General features: G+C 73.3%; 14 protein-coding genes and 1 pseudogene. 3 read left to right on the top strand and 12 right to left on the bottom strand.

What is annotated here, in order from left to right:
* Window positions 1–331: 331 nt before the first annotated feature.
* Together ABT070_RS21840 and ABT070_RS21835 are read right to left on the bottom strand one after the other, a co-directional pair.
* A complete protein-coding gene (locus tag ABT070_RS21840) occupies window positions 332–1,288 on the bottom strand; it encodes an alpha/beta fold hydrolase (RefSeq protein ID WP_351763125.1) in 957 nt (318 codons plus the stop codon).
* Window positions 1,289–1,806: 518 nt separating this feature from the next.
* Complete coding sequence (locus ABT070_RS21835; RefSeq protein ID WP_020130217.1) at window positions 1,807–2,499, bottom strand: iron-dependent transcriptional repressor DtxR; 693 nt, start codon at window positions 2,497–2,499, stop codon at window positions 1,807–1,809.
* A gap of 268 nt (window positions 2,500–2,767) precedes the next feature.
* On the opposite strand from ABT070_RS21835, the gene ABT070_RS21830 reads away from it, so the two are divergent.
* On the top strand, window positions 2,768–3,523 hold the full coding sequence (locus ABT070_RS21830; protein WP_351763123.1) for an SIS domain-containing protein: 756 nt from the start codon (window positions 2,768–2,770) through the stop codon (window positions 3,521–3,523).
* Window positions 3,524–3,597: 74 nt separating this feature from the next.
* Here the strand turns inward: ABT070_RS21830 and ABT070_RS21825 are convergent, their stop codons facing one another.
* A complete protein-coding gene (locus ABT070_RS21825) occupies window positions 3,598–5,076 on the bottom strand; it encodes a PAS domain-containing protein (protein ID WP_351763121.1) in 1,479 nt (492 codons plus the stop codon).
* Window positions 5,077–5,971: 895 nt separating this feature from the next.
* Here ABT070_RS21825 and ABT070_RS21820 point away from each other — a divergent pair.
* Window positions 5,972–6,988, top strand: a complete 1,017-nt coding sequence (locus ABT070_RS21820; protein ID WP_351763119.1) for an isopenicillin N synthase family dioxygenase — start codon at window positions 5,972–5,974, stop codon at window positions 6,986–6,988.
* A gap of 27 nt (window positions 6,989–7,015) precedes the next feature.
* On the opposite strand, the gene ABT070_RS21815 is transcribed toward ABT070_RS21820, so the two are convergent.
* Entirely contained in the window at window positions 7,016–8,116 is a 1,101-nt protein-coding gene (locus ABT070_RS21815; protein WP_351763117.1) for a citrate synthase 2, read from the bottom strand.
* Between the two features lie 355 nt (window positions 8,117–8,471).
* Here ABT070_RS21815 and pdxH point away from each other — a divergent pair, with 355 nt between their 5' ends.
* Window positions 8,472–9,152 (top strand): pyridoxamine 5'-phosphate oxidase, encoded by a 681-nt coding sequence (pdxH, locus tag ABT070_RS21810; protein ID WP_451100758.1) that lies wholly within the window; start codon window positions 8,472–8,474, stop codon window positions 9,150–9,152.
* Window positions 9,153–9,246: 94 nt separating this feature from the next.
* Here pdxH and ABT070_RS21805 read toward each other — a convergent pair.
* From ABT070_RS21805 to ABT070_RS21770, 8 genes and pseudogenes are all read right to left on the bottom strand, one after another.
* Window positions 9,247–9,924 (bottom strand): annotated as a pseudogene (locus tag ABT070_RS21805) (TetR/AcrR family transcriptional regulator); the annotation flags it as partial.
* The gene (locus ABT070_RS21800) at window positions 9,912–10,658 is read right to left on the bottom strand and encodes an enoyl-CoA hydratase family protein (RefSeq protein ID WP_351763113.1); all 747 of its coding nucleotides are present in this window, start codon (window positions 10,656–10,658) and stop codon (window positions 9,912–9,914) included. The pseudogene ABT070_RS21805 and the gene ABT070_RS21800, both read right to left, overlap by 13 nt.
* A complete protein-coding gene (locus tag ABT070_RS21795) occupies window positions 10,655–12,223 on the bottom strand; it encodes a 4-coumarate--CoA ligase family protein (protein ID WP_351763111.1) in 1,569 nt (522 codons plus the stop codon). The genes ABT070_RS21800 and ABT070_RS21795 overlap by 4 nt, the downstream gene beginning before the upstream one ends.
* Before the next feature lie 44 nt (window positions 12,224–12,267).
* Window positions 12,268–13,413 carry an acyl-CoA dehydrogenase family protein gene (locus tag ABT070_RS21790; protein ID WP_351763109.1) on the bottom strand — a complete coding sequence of 382 codons (1,146 nt, stop codon included), beginning with the start codon at window positions 13,411–13,413 and terminating at the stop codon, window positions 12,268–12,270.
* Between the two features lie 80 nt (window positions 13,414–13,493).
* Window positions 13,494–15,347 carry an acetyl/propionyl/methylcrotonyl-CoA carboxylase subunit alpha gene (locus ABT070_RS21785; RefSeq protein WP_351763107.1) on the bottom strand — a complete coding sequence of 618 codons (1,854 nt, stop codon included), beginning with the start codon at window positions 15,345–15,347 and terminating at the stop codon, window positions 13,494–13,496.
* 5 nt (window positions 15,348–15,352) lie between these two features.
* Window positions 15,353–16,951: an acyl-CoA carboxylase subunit beta gene (locus tag ABT070_RS21780; protein WP_351763105.1), complete on the bottom strand. Its 1,599-nt coding sequence runs from the start codon at window positions 16,949–16,951 to the stop codon at window positions 15,353–15,355.
* Window positions 16,948–18,636, bottom strand: a complete 1,689-nt coding sequence (locus tag ABT070_RS21775) for an acyclic terpene utilization AtuA family protein (protein ID WP_351763103.1) — start codon at window positions 18,634–18,636, stop codon at window positions 16,948–16,950. The genes ABT070_RS21780 and ABT070_RS21775 overlap by 4 nt, the downstream gene beginning before the upstream one ends.
* A complete protein-coding gene (locus tag ABT070_RS21770) occupies window positions 18,633–19,427 on the bottom strand; it encodes a TIGR03084 family metal-binding protein (RefSeq protein WP_351763101.1) in 795 nt (264 codons plus the stop codon). Before ABT070_RS21770 ends, ABT070_RS21775 begins: the two co-directional genes overlap by 4 nt.
* Between the last annotated feature and the right edge of the window lie 218 nt (window positions 19,428–19,645).

Raw genomic sequence — 19,645 nt, 5'->3', positions numbered from 1 at the left:
GGGCTTGGGCAGGTCCTGCGGGCTTGGGCGGCCCCTGAGGGCCTGGGCAGGTCCTGCGGGCCTGGGCGGCCCCTGAGGGCTTGGGCCCGCCCATCGGGCTTGGGCCGGACCCAGGCAGCTTGGGCAGGTCCTGCGGGCTTGGGCCCGCCCAACGGGCTTGGGCCGGACCCAGGCAGCTTGGGCAGGTCCTGCGGGCTTGGGCCCGCCCAACGGGCTTGGGCCGGACCCAGGCGGCTTGGGCAGGTCCTGCGGGCTTGGGGCCCGCCCCACGGGCTGGGGCGGGCCTTCCAGGGCCTGGTGTCGGGGGGTTTCCCAGGGTGTCGGGGAGACCTCAGGGGGCTTCGGGGGCGAGTACGGCGTCGAGGAACGGTTCGATCGCCGTGCGCCATCCCTCCGGCTGGTCGTAGTGCACGAGGTGCCCGGCGTCCGCGACCTCCGCGTACGCGCCGCGCGGCAGGACCCGCACCATCTCCTGGGCTTCGGCGCGGCCGAGCTCGCCGTCCAGACCGCGCACCACCAGCGCCGGGCACCGGACCTGGGTGAGCTCTTCCCAGTGCGCGTCGTAGACCCAGGTCTCGCGGGACTTGAGCATCTGCTCGGGCTCGAAGACGGGACGCCAGCCGTCCGGCGACTCGTGCATCACCTCGGCGTAGAACTCGCCCCGGGACGGGTTGGGGCGCTCCACCCAGGGGTCGTCCTCGCCGAACCACTTGCGGACGTCGGCGAGCGTGGCGAAGGGGGCGGGCCAGGACTTGAACCAGTCGCCCCACTCACGCTGCGAGGCCGCTCCCAGCGCGGAGGCCCGCATGTCGCAGACGATCAGGCCCTGCACCAGGTCGGGGCGCTTGGCGGCGAGCTGCCACGCGGTCAGGGCGCCCATGGCGTGGCCGATGAGGACGGCCGGGGCGAGGCCGAGCTGCTCCAGGGCGGCCTCCGCGTCCTCGACATAGGCCTCGCGGGTGAAGGCGGCCTCGGGCGACTTCGCGCTCTGGCCGTGGCCGCGCTGGTCGAGGGCGACCGCGCGGTGCCGCTCGGAGAGCCAGCGGGCGGTGGACGACCAGTGCGAGGCCCGGCCCATCAGACCGTGCAGTAACAGGACGCCCGGCCTGCTTCCGGCGCCGTTCTCCAGGGGCTCGGCCGGTCGGCCCCGCTCCCGCTTCCGCGCGGACTGGGGCGGAATCACGGGCTCCGCCACCGCTTTCGCCGGGTCACCCTTGGGCGGGTCACCGAACTCCCAGGCCGCCAGGCGTACGCCGCCCGCCCCGGTCACGTCGATGCGTCGCGCCATAGGTCCTGGCACCCCCTAGCCGTCATACCGCTGCGCTTCCGATGCCTTCGTACTGCCTTCAATCACCCGCAGGCTATCGAATGGCCTTTCGAGAAATGCACTCTCCGCGCACAACACCCCTCGTTCGAGTGACCACACTCAAGGAATGATCGCCGCTGCCGAGGGGAGACCTTCAGCGGGAGGCGGACCGCTCGGGGAAATCGGTCCGAGGGGAATGACCCTGAGAGCTCGGGGCTCCGGGTCAGTACAGGGGAGGACAGGCCCCGGTGCCGTACGGCACCGGGGCTCTCCACTGCTCCGCGGCACGGCATCCGGCCCCCCTCAGGTCATATGCCCCACGCGACAGCCTGGCACGTGCAGCGCCGGAGCGCTGCGATTCGACACAGGGAATCTGCGATTCGACGAGATCGACGGAACGGCCCAACTTCCCCGTGCTCCCCAGGAGTTGAACAATGCTCAGCGTTTCGACGACGACCGGCGGTCGCCCCGACGACGCCCCGCACCCGCCCCGGCCGAGCTCAGCGCTTCGCGACGAACACGTGGGACGCGACGTCCGACTCCAGCTCGGCCGCCTCGCCGCCGCTGCCCACCAGGACACCGCCCGCCGACTCCGTCACACTCACCACCGAACCGGGCTGCACGCCCGCGCGGCGCAGCGTGTACATCAGCTGCGCGTCCGTCTGGATCGGCTCGCCGATACGGCGAACGACGACCGTCTTGCCCTCCAGGCCCGGGTCGAGGTCGGCCAGCGAGACCATGCCCTCGTCCAGGAACGGGTCGGCGCCGTCCTTCTCGCCCAGCTCCTCCAGGCCCGGGATCGGGTTGCCGTACGGCGACTCGGTCGGGTGCCGCAGCAGCTCCAGCACGCGACGCTCGACCGCCTCGCTCATCACGTGCTCCCAGCGACAGGCCTCGGCGTGCACCTGCTCCCACTCCAGGCCGATCACGTCGACGAGGAGACACTCGGCGAGGCGGTGCTTGCGCATCACGCGCGTGGCCAGCCTGCGGCCCTCGTCGGTGAGCTCAAGGTGGCGGTCGCTGGCCACGGAGACCAGACCGTCGCGCTCCATGCGCGCCACCGTCTGGCTGACCGTCGGCCCGCTCTGGTCGAGGCGTTCGGCGATCCGGGCACGCATGGGCACCACGCCTTCCTCTTCCAGCTCGAGGATGGTGCGGAGATACATCTCCGTGGTGTCGATCAGTCCGGACATGTGTGCCCCTCGATTAGCTCTGCTGGCTCTGCCGAAGGCTGAACGGCTCTCCGGCGCGTGCGCTGGCCCTGGAGTCAATTCTGCCGGATACCACTGACAAGCGTGCCGCGCCGTTGAAACGAGGCGGTTACATCGGGGCACGCGCACCCGGCGCGGACCGGCCCGCACCCCGTCCGCCCCACCGTCACCGGGCGTATTGACAGCGCACTGGTCCAGACCGCACGGTGATCCGCGACACGGACACCCGCTAGGCAAAGGGGCCCTTCGGATGAGCGACCGCAAGCTCGCCGCCCAGTTCTTCGACGCCGCGATCGCCCTGCTCCAGCGGGCCCGCGACGAAGAGGCCGACACCGTCGAGGCCGCCGGCACGCTGCTCGCCGACACCGTGGCCGCCGGCGGCCGCCTCTTCACCTTCGGCGCCGGTCACTCCTCCCTCGCCGCCCAGGACGTCGTCTACCGCGCGGGCGGCCTCGCCCTGATGAACCTGCTCGCGGTCCCCGGCGTCGTCGGCGTCGATGTCGTCCCCGCCACCCTCGGCTCCGCCCTGGAGCGCGTCGACGGCCTCGCCGGCGCCGTCCTGGACACCTCGCCCCTGCGCGCGGGGGACGCCCTCGTCATCATCTCGCTGTCCGGCCGCAACGCCCTGCCCGTGGAGATGGCCCGGAACGCCCGCGCCAGGGGCGTCCGGGTCATCGGCCTGACCTCGGTGGCCTACGCCGCGGAGACGACACCCCGGAACGCCTCCGGAACGTTCCTGAAGGACCACTGCGACATCGTCCTCGACTCGAAGATCGCGGTCGGCGACGCCGAGCTCACCCTCGACACCGTCCCCGCGCCCTTCGCCCCCGCCTCCACGGTCGTCACCTCGGCCCTCCTCCAGGCCGTCATGGCCACCGCGGCCGGCATCCTCGCCGAGCGCGGCATCGAGCCCCCGCTGCTGCGCTCGGGCAACGTCGACGGCGGCCACGACTGGAACGAGCGGATCATGGAGGAGTACCGGGACCGGATCTTCTACCGCCGCTGAACCCGCGCCACCGGCAGCCGGGCAGCCCGGCGGGGCCGACCGTCCGACGCCGTCCGGCCGCCCGGCCGCGCGGGTCAGGCGCCGTCGTCCCGGCCCGCGGCGTCGGCGGCTCCGGTCAGATCGGCGAGGTCCAGGGCCGCGGCCATCCGGACGGCGACATCCTCGGCGTAGGTCGCGTCGGAACGTTCGAAGGCCGTGCGGCCACCGCCGCGCAGGAACGTCACGACGCCCAGGGTGCGGCCCCGGCTGCGCAGCACCGCGCACAGGGCGTGCACCGTGTCGTCGGGCCACAGGCGCGCCCGGGCCCACTCCCGCGCCTCGTCGGCCGGTGCGGAGCCCACGCCGGCCCGCACCGAACCGGCCCGCGCCACGCACTGGAGCGCCGGGTGCGCCTCGCCGTAGCGGACGGGCAGGCCCGTGTGACCGGTGAGCACGCTGGGACCCGGCCCGCCCGACGGGGTGGCCGCGATCCGCATCAGCCGCGGCGGCCCGACCCCCTCCGTGTCGGTCCGGGCGCCGCCCATCACCCGGTCGACCAGGGCGTGGTCGGCGAACCCGGCGAGCGCGAAGTCCAGGTGCACGGTGGCCGCCTCGGCGGGGTCCTCGCACTCGGCCGCCGCGCGGGCGGCCCGGTGCAGCTGGTTGGCGCGGAAGCGCAGCAGCGAGGCCTCCTGCTCGCCCTGCTTGGCCTCGGTGACGTCCTGGAAGAGCCAGCCGACCCCCAGGGGCACCGGCTCCTCGGCGAGCGGCGAGGCCAGCCTCAGGAAGCCGCTGCGCCAGCAGCGCCGCTTCTCGCCCTCCGGAGTGCGCACCCCGACCCACAGCTCGGCGGGGGCCGGCGGGGCGCCCTCGGCGAGGACGTGCGTCAGCGCGTTCTCCAGCTCCTCGACGCCCCGGGTGAGCAGATCGCCCAGAGGGCGGCCGAGGGCGGCCGTACGGCCCGTGCCGAGCGCGCGGGCGGCGTGCGCGTTGACGACGGCGGGGCGCAGGTCGGCGTCGACCAGGACGACTCCCCAGGAGGCGTCGTCGAAGAGTGCCTCGCTCAGCGCGATGGAGCGCTCCAGGTCGATCTGGGCGTGCACCTCGCTGAACGCGAAGTACAGCCCCGCGGGCTTGCCGTCGGGCCCGCGCACGGCGGCGGACTGGCTGCGTACGAGGACACGGCCGCCGTCCTTGGTCAGCAGCGCGAACTCGTGGACCTGGCGGCCCGGCGCGTGCATGGCGGACATCAGCCGCCCCTCGATGTCCTCGGCGTCGGCCTCGCGCACGGCCCATCCCGCGAAGCCGCGGCGGCCGACCGCCTCGGTGGCGCTCCAGCCGAGGATGCGCTCGGCCTCGCGGTTCCAGTGGGTGACGATGCCGTCGCCGTCGAACGCGCAGAGCGCCGCGTCCATGCCGTCGAGCAGCGCGGCGAGCAGGTCGGTGCCGTCCGGGCCGACCGGACCGACCGCCGTCTCCGCGCCTTCCGGGGGCGTGGGGCCGTCGCCGCCCGACCGCTCGGGCTCGTCCGGCCCCAGCTCGTCGGTGGTCCCACTACGTCGGGAAGCACTCACCTGGACCCCCTGCAGGTTCGCTCACTTGCCCTCATTCAACTCGAACGTGACGCAGCCCACATATGGTTCCCGCAAGATTGCAGAGGAATCGTTGTACCGCGCCCCGGTCATGGCGGGGCAGGAGCCGCAGGTCGGCCCATTCCGCCGCACCGCCGCCCCGCGCATACCGCTCGACCTCGGCGAAGCCGCGCGCCCGCGCGAACCGCAGGCCGTCCTCGCCGACGGCCGGCACGCACGTCTCGTCGGGCTGTGGACGTGCCGCCGCTGTTCGAACGCGGCCCCACCGGCCACGACCTCTGCGCGCAGACGAAGATCGGTCACACGAGCAGGGAATCGGTTCCCGGTCCGCCGAGTCAACATCCGAGAAAAACACTTGAGCGACCGGAGCCGGGTTCCTAGGGTGTGGTGTACCGAAGGAAAGGAGGTGGTCCGAAGCATGTATGCACACCGGACGTCGGAGGTGGCTGCGGGCTAGTGGCCCGTCGCCCACTGAGTGCGGTGCCGGACCGGCGTGTGTGAGTTGCACGCAACCGGCCAATTCAACGCAGTCACCCGACCCGCGAGTCGCCGGTACGTCCGGCCGGCCCTCCTGAGCGAGGACCAGACTCGCGGGTCGTCTGCTTTTCCGGCCCTCCGCCCGCAGGGTTTGCGGGGCGTGATCCGCGCCACGTACGGATCTTTCGTCAGGCAGTACCCTGGGCGCATGCTTGCGCTCGTTCGACGCCGCCACGTGGACTACGTCCGCGTCACGAGCATGGGCTGTCGACGCTCCCTCTGAGCTTCCGGCCCCTTCCGCGGTTCCATCCGCCTGCGTTCCCCTCCCCCTTGCCCACTTGGCACCCGTGCGCCGCCCACCCACGGCGGCGGCCGGGCCCCGTACACCTGCGGACGTACCATGACGAACCCGTCGTACCAGCAACTGCCGATCATCGATCTCTCCGCCGCCGACCGGGGTCCCCAGGCGCGGGCGCTGCTGCACGCGCAGCTGCACAGTGCCGCGCACGACGTGGGGTTCTTCCAGCTGGTCGGGCACGGGGTCGGTGAGCGGGAGACGGGCGAGCTGCTGTCCGCCATGCGGGCCTTCTTCGCGCTGCCCGAGGCCGAGCGGCTGGCCATCGACAACGTGCGCTCGCCGCACTTCCGCGGCTACACGCGGACCGGCGACGAGCGGACCGGCGGGCGGCAGGACTGGCGGGACCAGCTCGACATAGGGGCCGAGCGGCCCGCCCGGACGCCCGGGGCCGACGAGCCCGCCTACTGGTGGCTCGAGGGGCCCAACCAGTGGCCCGCCGGGCTGCCCGCGCTGCGGGCCGCCGCGCTCGCGTGGATCGAGCGGCTGAGCGCCGTCGCCGAGAAGCTGCTGCACGAGCTGCTGGCCTCGATCGGGGCGCCCGTCGACTTCTACGACCAGGCCTTCGGGGAGCGGGCGCATCCGCATCTGAAGCTCGTGCGGTATCCGGGAAGCGCGGGCGACGGCGCCGGCCAGGGCGTCGGGGCGCACAAGGACTACGGGTTCCTGACGCTGCTGCTCCAGGACCAGGTCGGCGGGCTCCAGGTGCAGCGCGCGGACGGGCTGTTCCACGATGTCCCGCCGCTGCCCGGCGCCTTCGTCGTCAACCTGGGCGAGCTGCTGGAGGTGGCGACCGACGGGTATCTCGTGGCCACCAACCACCGGGTCGTGTCGCCGCCGAGCGCCGTCGAGCGGTTCTCCGTGCCGTTCTTCTACAACCCCCGTCTGGACGCCCGCGTCGAGCCGCTGCCCTTCCCGCACGCCTCCGCCGCGCCCGGCGTGACCGACGACCCGGCCAACCCGCTCTTCGCCGAGTACGGCTTCAACGAGCTGAAGGGCAAGCTGCGGGCCCACCCGCTGGTGGCCGAACGGCATCACGCGGAGCTGCTCAGTCCCGCGTGACGCCGTGTTCCGCCGGCCGCGCGCGTCCTAGCCGCCGATGGCCCCGTAGCCCTCGATCTCCCGGGGGCTGCGGGAGCCCGGGCCGATGTAGCGGGCCGAGGGGCGGACCAGGCGGCCGGTGCGCTTCTGCTCCAGGATGTGCGCCGACCAGCCCGCCGTGCGGGCGCAGGTGAACATCGAGGTGAACATGTGCGCCGGGACCTCGGCGAAGTCCAGGATGATGGCCGCCCAGAACTCGACGTTCGTCGCCAGGACCCGGTCGGGGCGGCGGGCGTGGAGTTCCGCGAGGGCGGCCTTCTCCAGGGCTTCGGCGATCTCGAAGCGCGGCGCGCCCAGCTCGCGGGCCGTACGGCGCAGCACACGCGCGCGTGGGTCCTCGGCGCGGTAGACGCGGTGGCCGAAGCCCATGAGCCGCTCACCCTTGTCGAGGGCCTGTTTGACGTACGCCTCCGCGTCCCCGGTCCGCTCGATCTCCTCGATCATGCCGAGAACGCGGGAGGGGGCGCCGCCGTGCAGCGGGCCCGACATGGCTCCCACCGCGCCGGACAGGGCGGCGGCGACGTCGGCGCCCGTGGAGGCGATCACCCGCGCCGTGAACGTGGACGCGTTCATGCCGTGTTCGGCGGCTGACGTCCAGTAGGCGTCGACCGCGGCCACGTGCTTGGGGTCCGGCTCGCCGCGCCAGCGGATCATGAACCGCTCGACGACGGACTGCGCCTTGTCGATCTCCCGCTGCGGGACCATCGGCCGGCCCTGGCCGCGCGCGGACTGGGCCACGTAGGAGAGGGCCATGACGGCGGCGCGCGCCAGATCCGCGCGGGCCTGCTCGGCATCGATGTCGAGCAGGGGCTTGAGGCCCCAGACGGGCGCGAGCATGGCGAGCGCGGACTGCACGTCGACCCGGATGTCGCCGGAGTGGACGGGGATCGGGAACGGCTCGGCGGGCGGCAGACCGGGGTTGAAGGCGCCGTCGACGAGCAGGCCCCAGACGTTGCCGAAGGAGACGTGGCCCACCAGGTCCTCGATGTCGACGCCCCGGTACCGCAGGGCGCCGCCCTCCTTGTCGGGTTCGGCGATCTCCGTCTCGAACGCGACGACTCCTTCGAGTCCGGGTACGAAGTCGGACATCGGGCGGCTCCTCGTGGTGTGTGCGACGGGATGTGCGGGACGGAAGGTGCGTAACGGGGGGTGGGGACGGGACGGGTGCGGCGGGTCGTGGGCGACAGCGGGTGTGCGACGGACGGCGCCGATGGTTCCACGGTCCTGTGCACCTCGGGTGCGAGGACTCGCGGTCCTGGGCGGTACTCCAGTGATGCCCCGTGCGGTCGTCGGTCACCCGACCGGCACCCCACCGGGGCGGGACGGCGGCGACGGGTGCCCCTGCACCATATCTCCGAGTGCCACCATTGGGGAGTCTTGCGGCACTCAGTGCCACCTTTGGTGGGTCGGTCTGCGGCGGTGGGTCATACGGCAAGATGACCACGTGACCGACGCAGACGCCGTCTCCCCCGGCCCCGCCCCCGATCCCGCCGCCATGCGCAAGCAGTACCGGGCCGAGGGGCTGTCCGAGGCCGAGCTGGCCGCCACGCCCGTGGAGCAGTTCGCCCGCTGGTTCAAGGACGCGGCCGTCGAGGCCCATCTCTTCGAGCCGAACGCCATGGTCGTCTCCACCGCGGACGCCGAGGGCCGGCCCGGCTCCCGCACGGTGCTGCTGAAGCACTTCGACGAGCAGGGTTTCGTCTTCTACACCAACTACGACTCCCGCAAGGCCCACGACCTCGCCGAGAACCCGTACGTCTCGCTGCTCTTCCCCTGGCATCCGATGGCCCGGCAGGTCATCGTGCGGGGCGTGGCCCGGCGCACCGGACGCGACGAGACCGCCGCGTACTTCCGGACCCGGCCGCACGGCTCGCAGCTCGGCGCCTGGGCCAGCGCCCAGTCCTCGGTGATCGCCACGCGCGCCGATCTCGACGCCTCCTACGCCGAGCTGGCGGCCCGCTACCCGGAGGGCGAGCAGGTGCCGGTGCCGCCGCACTGGGGCGGTTTCCGGGTGGCCCCGCAGTCGGTGGAGTTCTGGCAGGGCCGCCTGAACCGGCTGCACGACCGGCTGCGGTACGTGACGGAGGCGGACGGGAGCTGGCGGGTGGAGCGGCTCAGCCCCTGACGGGGGCTTCCGGAACGGGGCCAGGGCCGGGGACTTCCGGAACGGGGCCGGGGACTTCCGGACCGGGGCCGGGGGCCGGCCGGTCGTGGTCTCGGCCCAGCGTGTCGTCCAGCAGCCCCGCCCACTGCGCCACCACGCGCTCGCGGCGCCCCGCGTCGTCGGTGAGCAGGTTGGCGAGGCCGAGGCCGCGGGCCATGTCCAGCAGGCCCTGGACGGTCTCGCGGACGCCGGGCGCGGTCTCGTCGGCGCCCAGGAGCTCGACGGCTATGCGGTGGCTCTCGCGGCCCACGCGGGCCTCCAGCTCGGTCACCCGCGGGCGCAGCTGCTCCTCGTTGGAGGCGGCCACCCACAGGTGCAGGGCGGCGCGGAAGAGGGGGCCGGTGTACAGGGCCACCAGGGCGGTGACGACCGCGCGCCGGTCGCCGGTCGCACCCTGCGGGAACAGCGCGCGCAACGCGTCCGAGCGCTCCTCGGCGACGTACTCGACGGCCGCGGTGAAGAGGTCCTCGCGGGTGGGGAAGTGATGCTGGGCCGCGCCCCGGGAGACGCCCGCGCGTTCGGCGACGACGGAGACCGTGGAGCCCGCCCAGCCGCGTTCGGCGAGGCAGGCCACGGCGGCCGCCAGGAGCCGCTGCCGGGTGGCCCGGCTGCGGTCCTGCTTGGGCACCCGGTCACCCGTCCCCCGGTCGCCCGGGGTGCGGCCGTCCGGGGCACGGCCGTCCGGGGTGCGGTCTTCTCCCGGGGTGCGGTCGTGCGTGGTCACAACACCCATGGAGGATCCCGTCGTTCGAGGAAGGCCGTCATTCCCTCGCGGGCGTCGGGGCCGGCGAACAACGAGGCCGAGAGCCTGGTCATCTCGCCCGCGTCCTCGACGAAGGCCTCCAGCACCTTAGCCGTGAGCAGCTCCTTCGTCCTGGCCAGGGCCTCGGGTGCGGCCCGGCGCAGGCCGTCGAGGACGGGTGCGAGGGCCTCGTCCAGGTCGGCGTCGCCGGCCGACCGGGTGACGAGGCCGATCCGGGCCGCCTCCGCCGCGTCGAAGGTCTCGCCGGTGAGGCAGTAGCGGGCGAGGGCGCGCGGCTCGACGCGGGGCAGCAGCGGCAGCGAGATGACGGCGGGCGCGACCCCGATGCGCACCTCCGTGAACGCGAAGGTGGCCGTCCCGGAGGCGAACGCGATGTCACAGGCGCCGAGCACGCCCAGGCCGCCCGCCCGCACATGCCCGGCGACCCGGGCCACCACGGGCTTGCGCAGTTCGAGGAGCCGCTGGAGCAGCGCGGGCACCGCGTGGGGCGGCGGCGGGTCCTTCAGGTCGGCGCCCGCGCTGAAGGTGTTGCCGGTGTGGGTGAGGACGACGGCGCGTACGTCGTCGTCCTTGTCGCACCTGGCGAGCGCGTCCGTCAGTTCGCTCACGAGGGCGCGCGAGAGGGCGTTGCGGGTGGCGGGCGAGTCGAGGCTGAGGGTCTCGACCCCTCGGACGCGGGTCCGTCCGACCAGGGCGGTCGTCATGCACGCTCCCTCAGTTGGCGGCGCAGGATCTTCCCGGAGGCGGCGCGCGGCACGGCGTCGATGAAGGTGACCCCGCGGACGCGCTTGTAGGGGGCGACCCGCTCGGCGACGTACATCGCGATCTCTCCTTCGGACAGGTCGGGTGACGTGGGCTGCCGGACCACGTACGCGTGCGGGACCTCGTTGCCGTCGTCGTTGTAGACGCCGATGACGGCCGCGTCCGCTATGCCGGGGTGGGTGAGCAGGAGGGCCTCGAGTTCGGCGGGGGCCACCTGGAAGCCCTTGTACTTGATCAGTTCCTTGACCCGGTCGACGACGAACAGCCAGCCGTCCGCGTCGACCCGCCCGACGTCGCCGGTGTGCAGCCAGCCGTCACCGTCGATCATGTCGGCGGTGGCGTCGGGGCGCCCCAGGTAGCCCTTCATGATCTGCGGTCCCCGGATGAGGATCTCGCCGGCCTCGCCGACGTCGAGGTCGTTGTCGGGGTCGTCGAGGGAGACGATCCGCATCTCGGTGCCGGCGATGAGCTTGCCGACGGTGCCGGCGGGAGCGTCCCGCATGGCGTCGAGCGGGACGACATGGGTGCCCGGGGACAGTTCCGTCATGCCGTAGGCCTGGCCGACCGGGGGCAGGCCCAGGCGCTCGGCGCAGGCGGCGGCGAGGCCGGCGTCCAGGGGCGCGGCCGCGCTGACGACGTACCGCAGGGACGACAGGTCGTACCGGGCGACCGCCGGGTGCTTGGCGAGGGCGAGGACGATCGGCGGCGCCACGTACAGGCCTGTGATGCGGTGGTTCTGGATGGCCGCGAGGAACGTCTCCAGGTCGAAGCGGGGCAGCACCACGACGGTGGCGCCCTCCCGCAGGGGCGCGTTCATCAGGGCGGTCAGGCCGTAGATGTGGAAGAAGGGCAGCACGGCGAGGATGCGGTCGCCGGGACCCGCGGACATCGCCGGCCGGAGCTGGGCGAGGTTGGTGGCGATCTGCCGGTGGGTGAGCATCACGCCCTTGGGGACGCCGGTGGTGCCGGAGGAGTACGGCAGGGCCGCCACGTCCTCCACCGGGTCGATGTCCACCTGCGGTTCGGGGGCCGCCGAGGCGAGCATGTCGACGAGCGAGCGATGCCCGGCGGCGGTGTCGCAGACGAAGATCTCCTCGACGCCGCCCGCGAGTTCGGCCGCCCGCCGGGCGGTCTGGAGCAGCGGGGAGACGGTGACGATCCAGCGGGCGGCGGAGTCGCCGAGCTGTTTGCCGAACTCCTCGGCGGTGGCGAGCGGGTGCACGGTGGTGACCGTGGCGCCCGCGCGCGTGGCCGCGTAGAAGGCGAGCGGGAAGGCGACGGTGTTGGGGCTGTGCAGGGCCAGTACGTCGCCCTTGCGGACCCCGGCCTCGGCGAGCGCGGCGGCGACCCTCCGGTGGAACCGGTCCACCTGGTCGTACGTGAGGGTGGTGCCGTCCGTGCCGTCGACGAGCGCCGGCAGTTCGCCGAACTCGGCCGCGCGGCCCAGCACGGCGTCGTGGATGGGGAGTTCTACGGGCGGGACGTCTGCGAACTCGCTGCGGAACACGGTTCCTCCTCGCGCGCGCCGGACACGACGGTTGCCGGCTGCGGTCAGTACGACTTGGGCAGGCCCAGGGTCTGGTGGGAGACGTAGTTGAGAATCATCTCCCGGCTCACCGGGGCGATACGAGCCACGCGGGACGCCGTTATCAGCTTGGCGAGGCCGAACTCGCGCGTGAGGCCGTTGCCGCCGAGGGTGTGCACGGACTGGTCGACCGCCTTCACGCAGGCCTCCCCGGCCGCGTACTTGGCCATGTTGGCGGCCTCGCCCGCGCCGGCGTCGTCCCCCGCGTCGTACAGCTGGGCCGCCTTCTGCATCATCAGGCGGGCCAGTTCCAGGTCGATGTGGGCCTGGGCGAGGGGGTGCGCGATGGCCTGGTGGGCGCCGATCGGGCTCTTCCAGACGGTGCGCTCGCGCGCGTACTCGATCGCCTTGGAGAGCGCGTGCCGCCCCATGCCGATCGCGAAGGCGGCCGTCATGATGCGCTCGGGGTTGAGTCCGGCGAAGAGCTGGAGCAGGCCCGCGTCCTCGTCGCCGACGAGCGCCTCGGCCGGGAGCCGCACGTCGTCCAGGACGAGCTCGAACTGCTTCTCCACACTGGTCAGTTCCATGTCGATGCGGCGGCGGGAGAAGCCTTCGGCGTCACGCGGGACGATGAACAGGCAGGGCTTGAGACTGCCGGTGCGGGCGTCCTCGGTACGGCCGACGATCAGGGTGGCGTCGGCGATGTCGACGCCGGAGACGAAGACCTTGCGGCCGGTCAGCAGCCAGTCGCCGCTCGCCGGGTCGCGGCGGGCGGTGGTGGTGATGCGGTGGCTGTTGGAGCCGGCGTCGGGTTCGGTGATGCCGAAGGCCATGAGGCGGCTGCCGTCGGCCAGGGCGGGGAGCCACTCCCGCTTCTGGGCCTCGGTGCCGAAGCGGGCGATGACCGTGCCGCAGATCGCCGGGGAGACGATCATCATCAGGAGCGGGGCTCCCGCGGCACCGAGCTCTTCGAGGACCAGGGAGAGCTCGGTGATGCCGCCGCCTCCGCCGCCGTACTCCTCCGGCAGGTTGACGCCGATGTAGCCGAGCTTGGCGGCCTCCTGCCACAGACCGCTCTTCTCCGCGTCGGAGTCGTGGGCGTGGCTCTTGGCGAAGGACGAGACCGCCTTGCGGAGGGCCTTGTGCTCGTCGGATTCGATCAGCGTGCTCAATGTGTCTCCTTCGTCTGCGGGTTCGTCGTGGAAGGCCGCGCCCACGCGGCGGAGCCGCATGGGGTGGCGCCCCGCGCCCCTCAGGGCGCGTGTCCCTCCACGACGGCCAAAAGGGTGCCGAGCTCGACCTGCTGTCCTGTCGTCACCGGCAACGCCGTCAGCGTCCCGTCCACCGGGGCCGCGATGACGTGTTGCATCTTCATCGCTTCGAGCCACAGCAGCGGTTCACCGGCCCGGACACTCGATCCGGTGAGGAGACCGTCCGCGAGCTTGACGACCGTGCCGGGCATCGGAGCGAGCAGGGAGCCGGGGGCGTGCTGGTCCTCCGGGTCGGGGAAGCGCGGCAGCGCGGTGAGGGCGGCGCTGTTGACGTGGACGCGGTCGCCGTAGCGGGCGACCTCGAAGCGGCGCCGTACGCCGTCGATCTCCAGGACGACGAGACCGGGGTCGGCGTGCACCACCTGTACGCCCTCGGCCGTGAGGCCGGTCCGGGTGTGGCGGTAGCGGACCTCGGTCTCCTCGCCCGCCGTCGCGTACCGCTTCGTCTGCGGCTGGGACGGCAGGTTGCGCCAGCCGCCCAGCGGCGAGCGGGTGCGCGCGTCCGCGAGGGCGGCGGCCAGCGGGGCGTACGGGTCGGGGGCCGGGACGGTGAGGTCGCCGAGGTGCCGGTCGTAGAAGCCGGTGTCCATGCGGGCGGACGTGAACTCCGCGTGGCGCAGGGAGCGCACCAGCAGGTCGCGGTTGGTGACCGGGCCGTGCAGGACCGTGCGTTCCAGGGCGCCCGCGAGCTTGCGGATCGCCTCCGCGCGCGTGGGGGCGTGGGCGACGACCTTGGCGAGCATGGGGTCGTAGTGGACGCCGATGTCGTCGCCGTCTCCGTAGCCGGTGTCCAGGCGGACGCCCTCGGGGACGGTCAGGCGGTGCAGCGTGCCGGTCTGCGGGGTCCAGTTGTTCGCCGGGTCCTCGGCGTAGAGGCGGGCCTCGACGGCGTGGCCACGCGCGCGTGGCGGCTCGGGGTCCAGGGCGGCGCCCTCCGCGACCCGGATCTGCTCGGCCACCAGGTCGAGGCCGAAGACGGCCTCCGTGACCGGGTGCTCGACCTGGAGGCGGGTGTTCATCTCCAGGAAGTGCGCGCGGCCGTCGGCGACGAGGAACTCGACGGTGCCGGCGCCGACGTACGAGACGGCCCGCGCGGCGCGCACGGCCAGCGTGCGCAGTTCCTCCGCCGACCGCTCGGAGAGGCCCGGCGCCGGCGCCTCCTCGACGACCTTCTGGTGGCGCCGCTGGAGGGAGCAGTCGCGGGTGCCGAGCGCCCACACCGTGCCGTGCGTGTCGGCGAGGATCTGCACCTCGACATGGCGGCCGTTCTCGACGTACGGCTCGACGAACACCTCGCCGTCGCCGAAGGCGCTCGCGGCCTCGGCGCGGGCCCCCTCCAGCGCGGGCCCCAGCTCCGCCAGACGGCGCACGATGCGCATACCGCGCCCGCCCCCGCCCGCGGCCGCCTTCACCAGTACCGGCAGATCGGCCTGCGTCACCTCGTCCGAGGCGAGCGCGGCGAGCCCCATGAGCCGCTTGGCGCGCGTCTTGGACGCCATCGCCTCGATCGCCTCGGGCGGCGGCCCGATCCAGACGAGGCCCGCGTCCAGGACGGCGCGCGCGAAGTCGGCGTTCTCGGAGAGGAAGCCGTAGCCGGGGTGCACGGCGTCCGCGCCCGCGCCGACGGCGGCCTTCACCACGAGGTCGGCTCGCAGGTAGGTGTCCGCGGGCGCGCTGCCCGGCAGCCGTACGGCCGCGTCGGCCACGCGCGCGTGGAGGGCGTTCGCGTCGGCGTCCGAGTGCACGGCGACGGTACGGATGCCCGCCTCGCGGCAGGTGCGGAACACGCGGCAGGCGATCTCGCCGCGGTTGGCCACCAGAACGGAAGTAATCATGAGCCTCACATCCGGAAGACGCCGAAGCCGCCCCGCGCACCCTCGAAGGGCGCGGTGTGGACGGCCGACAGGCACAGGCCGAGAACGGTGCGGGTGTCGCGCGGGTCGATGACACCGTCGTCGTACAGCCGCCCGGACAGGAACATCGGCAGCGACTCGGACTCGATCTGCTGCTCCACCATGGCGCGCAGGGCGGCGTCCGCGTCGTCGTCGTAGGGCAGGCCCTTCGCGGCGGACGACTGCCGGGCGACGATCGACAGGACCCCGGCGAGCTGCTGCGGGCCCATCACCGCCGACTTGGCGCTCGGCCAGGCGAAGAGGAACCGGGGGTCGTAGGCGCGCCCGCACATGCCGTAGTGGCCGGCCCCGTACGAGGCGCCCATGAGGACGGACAGGTGCGGGACCTTCGAGTTGGCGACCGCGTTGATCATCATCGCGCCGTGCTTGATGATGCCGCCCTGTTCGTACTCCCTGCCGACCATGTAGCCGGTGGTGTTGTGCAGGAAGAGGAGCGGGATGTCGCGCTGGTTGGCGAGCTGGATGAACTGGGCGGCCTTCTGGGACTCCGCGCTGAACAGCACCCCCTGGGCGTTCGCCAGGATCCCCACCGGGTAGCCGTGCAGGGTCGCCCAGCCGGTGACGAGGCTCGTCCCGTAGAGGGGCTTGAACTCGTCGAAGTCGGAGGCGTCGACGATCCTGGCGATCACCTCGCGCGGGTCGAAGGGGGTGCGCAGGTCCCCGGGGACGATGCCCAGGAGTTCGTCCTCGTCGTACTTCGGAGGGACGGCCGGACCCGGATCCCGGTACGCCTTGCGGTGGTTGAGGCGGGCCACCACCCGGCGCGCCTGCCGCAGCGCGTCCCGCTCGTCGACGGCGAAGTGGTCGGCGAGGCCGGACACGCGCGCGTGCATCTCCGCGCCGCCCAGGGACTCGTCGTCGCTCTCCTCGCCGGTGGCCATCTTCACCAGGGGCGGCCCGCCGAGGAAGACCTTCGCCCGCTCCTTGACCATGATCGCGTGGTCGGACATGCCGGGGATGTACGCGCCGCCCGCGGTCGAGTTCCCGAAGACGACGGCGACGGTCGGGATCCCTGCGGCGGAGAGCCGGGTCAGGTCGCGGAAGACGGCCCCGCCCGGGATGAAGATCTCCTTCTGCGACGGCAGGTCGGCCCCGCCCGACTCCACCAGGCTGATGCAGGGCAGCCGGTTGGCGAGGGCGATGTCGTTGGCGCGCAGGGCCTTCTTGAGGGACCAGGGGTTGCTGGCGCCTCCGCGCACGGTCGGATCGTTGGCGGTGATCAGGCACTCCACGCCCTCGACGACCCCGATGCCGGTGATCAGGGAGGCGCCCACCGCGTAGTCGCTGCCCCAGGCGGCGAGCGGCGACAGCTCCAGGAACGGCGTGTCGGGGTCGAGGAGCAGCTCGATGCGTTCACGGGCGAGGAGCTTGCCGCGCGCACGGTGCCTGGCGACGTACTTCTCCCCTCCCCCCGCGAGCGCCTTCGCGTGCTCGGTGTCGAGGTCGGCGAGCTTGGCGAGCATGGCCTCGCGGTGCGCGCGGTAGTCGGGGCCCTGGGTGTCCAGGGCGGACGTGAGAGCCGTCACAGGAGGGCCTCCGGGATGTCCAGGTGTCGGGAGCGCAGCCATTCGCCGAGTGCCTTGGCCTGCGGGTCGAAGCGGTGCTGGGCGGCGACCCCGGCGCCGAGGACGCCCTCGACGACGAAGTTCAGGGCGCGCAGCCGGGGCAGGGTGTGCCGGGTGACGGTCAGCTCGCGGCTCTCGGGGACGAGCTGCCGGAACCTGTCGGCCGTCAGCTCGTGGGCGAGCCAGCGCCAGGCCTCGTCCGTGCGGGCCCACACGCCCACGTTGGCGTTGCCGCCCTTGTCGCCGCTGCGGGCGCCGGCCACGAGCCCGAGGGGCGCGCGCCGTACGGGACCGGGAGGCAGCGGATCCGGCAGGTCCGGTTCCGGTACGTCCTCGAGCACGAGGGTGCCGGCGGCCGGGGGCGCGGCAACGACCAGGCGGCGGCCGTCGTCGAGGAAGGCGATGTGCTCGACGTCCTCCTGCGGCACGTACGCGGCCTCGAACACCCCGTAGGGGGAGCCCTTCCCGGGCGGCGCGAGCACATGGAAGCCGGGGTAGCTGGCCAGCGCCAGCTCCACGGCCGCCCCGCTCAACGCCCGCCCCACGGCATCCTGGTCGGGGTCGCGTACGACGAGCCGGAGCAGGGCGCTCGCGGTCTCCTCGGTGTCGGCGTCGGCCCGGTCGGTGCGGACCAGCTCCCAACGGACCTCCGCCGGGCGCGCCTTGAGGAACGCCTGCGCCATCTGCTCCCGCACGAGCGCGGCCTTGGCCTCGATGTCCAGACCGGTGAGCACGAAGACGACCTCGTTGCGGAAGCCGCCGAGGCGGGTGCGGCCGACCTTGAGGGTCGGCGGCGGGGCTTCCCCGCGCACGCCGTGGATCCGTACCCGGTCGGGGCCGTCCTGGGTGAGCCGTACGGTGTCCAGGCGGGCGGTGACGTCGGGTCCTGCGTACCGGGCGCCCGTCGTCTCGTACAGCAGCTGGGCGGTCACCGTGCCTACGTCGACGAAGCCGCCGGTGCCCGGGTGCTTGGTGACGACACAGCTGCCGTCCTCGTGGATCTCGGCGAGCGGGAAGCCGGGTCGCCGCAGGTCACGGCCGCCCTCGGCGAAGAAGGCGTAGTTGCCGCCGGTGGCCTGCGTCCCGCACTCCAGGACGTGTCCGGCGACGACGGCGCCCGCGAGCCGGTCGTACTCCTCGGGCCCCCAGCCGAAGTGGGCGGCGGCGGGGCCGGTGACGAGGGCCGCGTCGGTGACCCGCCCGGTGACGACGATCTCCGCGCCCTCGCGCAGACACGCGGCGATGCCGGAGCCGCCGAGATAGGCGTGGGCGGTCAGGCTGCCCGGATACCGGGCGCCGAGATCGTCGCCCTCGACGTGCGCGACGCGTGCCGGAATGCCGAGCCGTTCCGCCAACTGCCGTACGGCGTCGGCGAGTCCGGCCGGGTTGAGGCCTCCGGCGTTGGTGACGACGCGCACGCCGCGGTCGTGGGCGAGGCCGAGGGACTCCTCCAGCTGCCGCAGGAAGGTGCGGGCGTATCCGCCGGCGGGGTTCTTCAGCCGGTCGCGGCCGAGGATCAGCATGGTCAGCTCAGCGAGGTAGTCGCCGGTGACGACGTCGAGTTCGCCGCCGGTGAGCATCTCGCGCAGGGCGTCGAAGCGGTCGCCGTAGAAGCCGGAGGCGTTGCCTATGCGCAGGACCGTCACCGGGTGGCCCCCTTGGGCGGGCGACCGCTGCCGGGCGGGCCCGCGAAGGCCTGGGCGATGTCCAGCCAGCGGTCGGCGTCCGGGCCCTCGGCGCGCAGGGCGAGGTCGGCGCGGTGGGCCCGCTGGGTGACCAGGAGACAGAAGTCGAGGGCGGGGCCGGTCACGCGATCCGTGGCGTCCTCGGGGCCGTACGTCCACAACTCACCCGACGGGGAGCCGAGTTCGACGCGGAACTCCTCGAACGGCGTGGGCAGTCCGTGCACGCCGAAGGCGAAGTCGCGGGTGCGGACGCCGAGGCGGACGATGTGCCGGAGCCGGTCGGTGGGTGCGGGCGTCTCGCCCAGCGCGTCCGCCACGTCCTGGCCGTGGGCCCAGGTCTCCATGAGCCGGGCGGTCGCCATGGAGGCGGCCGACATGGGTGGGCCGTACCAGGGGAAACGTGCTCCCGCGGGCGCCTTCCGCAGGGCGTCCGCCAGGGCCTCGCGACCGGCCCGCCAGTCCGCGAGCAGCCGCTCGGGCGGCTTGGCGGCCCCCTCCCGCGCGCCGCTGTCGACGAAGTCCCCGGGCGCGGCGAGCGCCTTCTCGACCTCACGGGCGAACGCGTCCTGATCGGTCACGGCCAGCACGGAGGAGTGGTCGGTCCAGGCGAGGTGCGCGATCTGGTGGGCGACGGTCCAGCCGGGGGCGGGAGTCGGGAGCGTCCACCGCTCGGGACTCAACTCGGCTACCAGCCTGTCGAGTTGATCGCTTTCGGCGCGGAGGTCGTCGAGCACGGGCGTCGGGTCGGCCATGGGGTGGAGCATGGCAGCGGGGCAAGAAACAATCAAGCATGCTTGCATTAATTCCCTTCCGCCGCTCCGCACGGACGCGGGACGGGAGGCACGCGGTCTCCGCCGGACGGGAAGCACGCGGTCTCCGCGGGGCGGGACGACCGACGGTCGCGGGGCGGGACGACCGGCGGTCGCGGGGCGGGACGACCGACGGTCGCGGGTGCAGGAGGACCGGCGGT

It is taken from the genome of Streptomyces sp. NPDC002884 (genome assembly GCF_040295245.1).
GTDB lineage: Bacteria > Actinomycetota > Actinomycetes > Streptomycetales > Streptomycetaceae > Streptomyces.
Note: the sequence above shows the minus strand (reverse complement) of the source record. Positions and strands in the feature narration are given on the sequence as shown.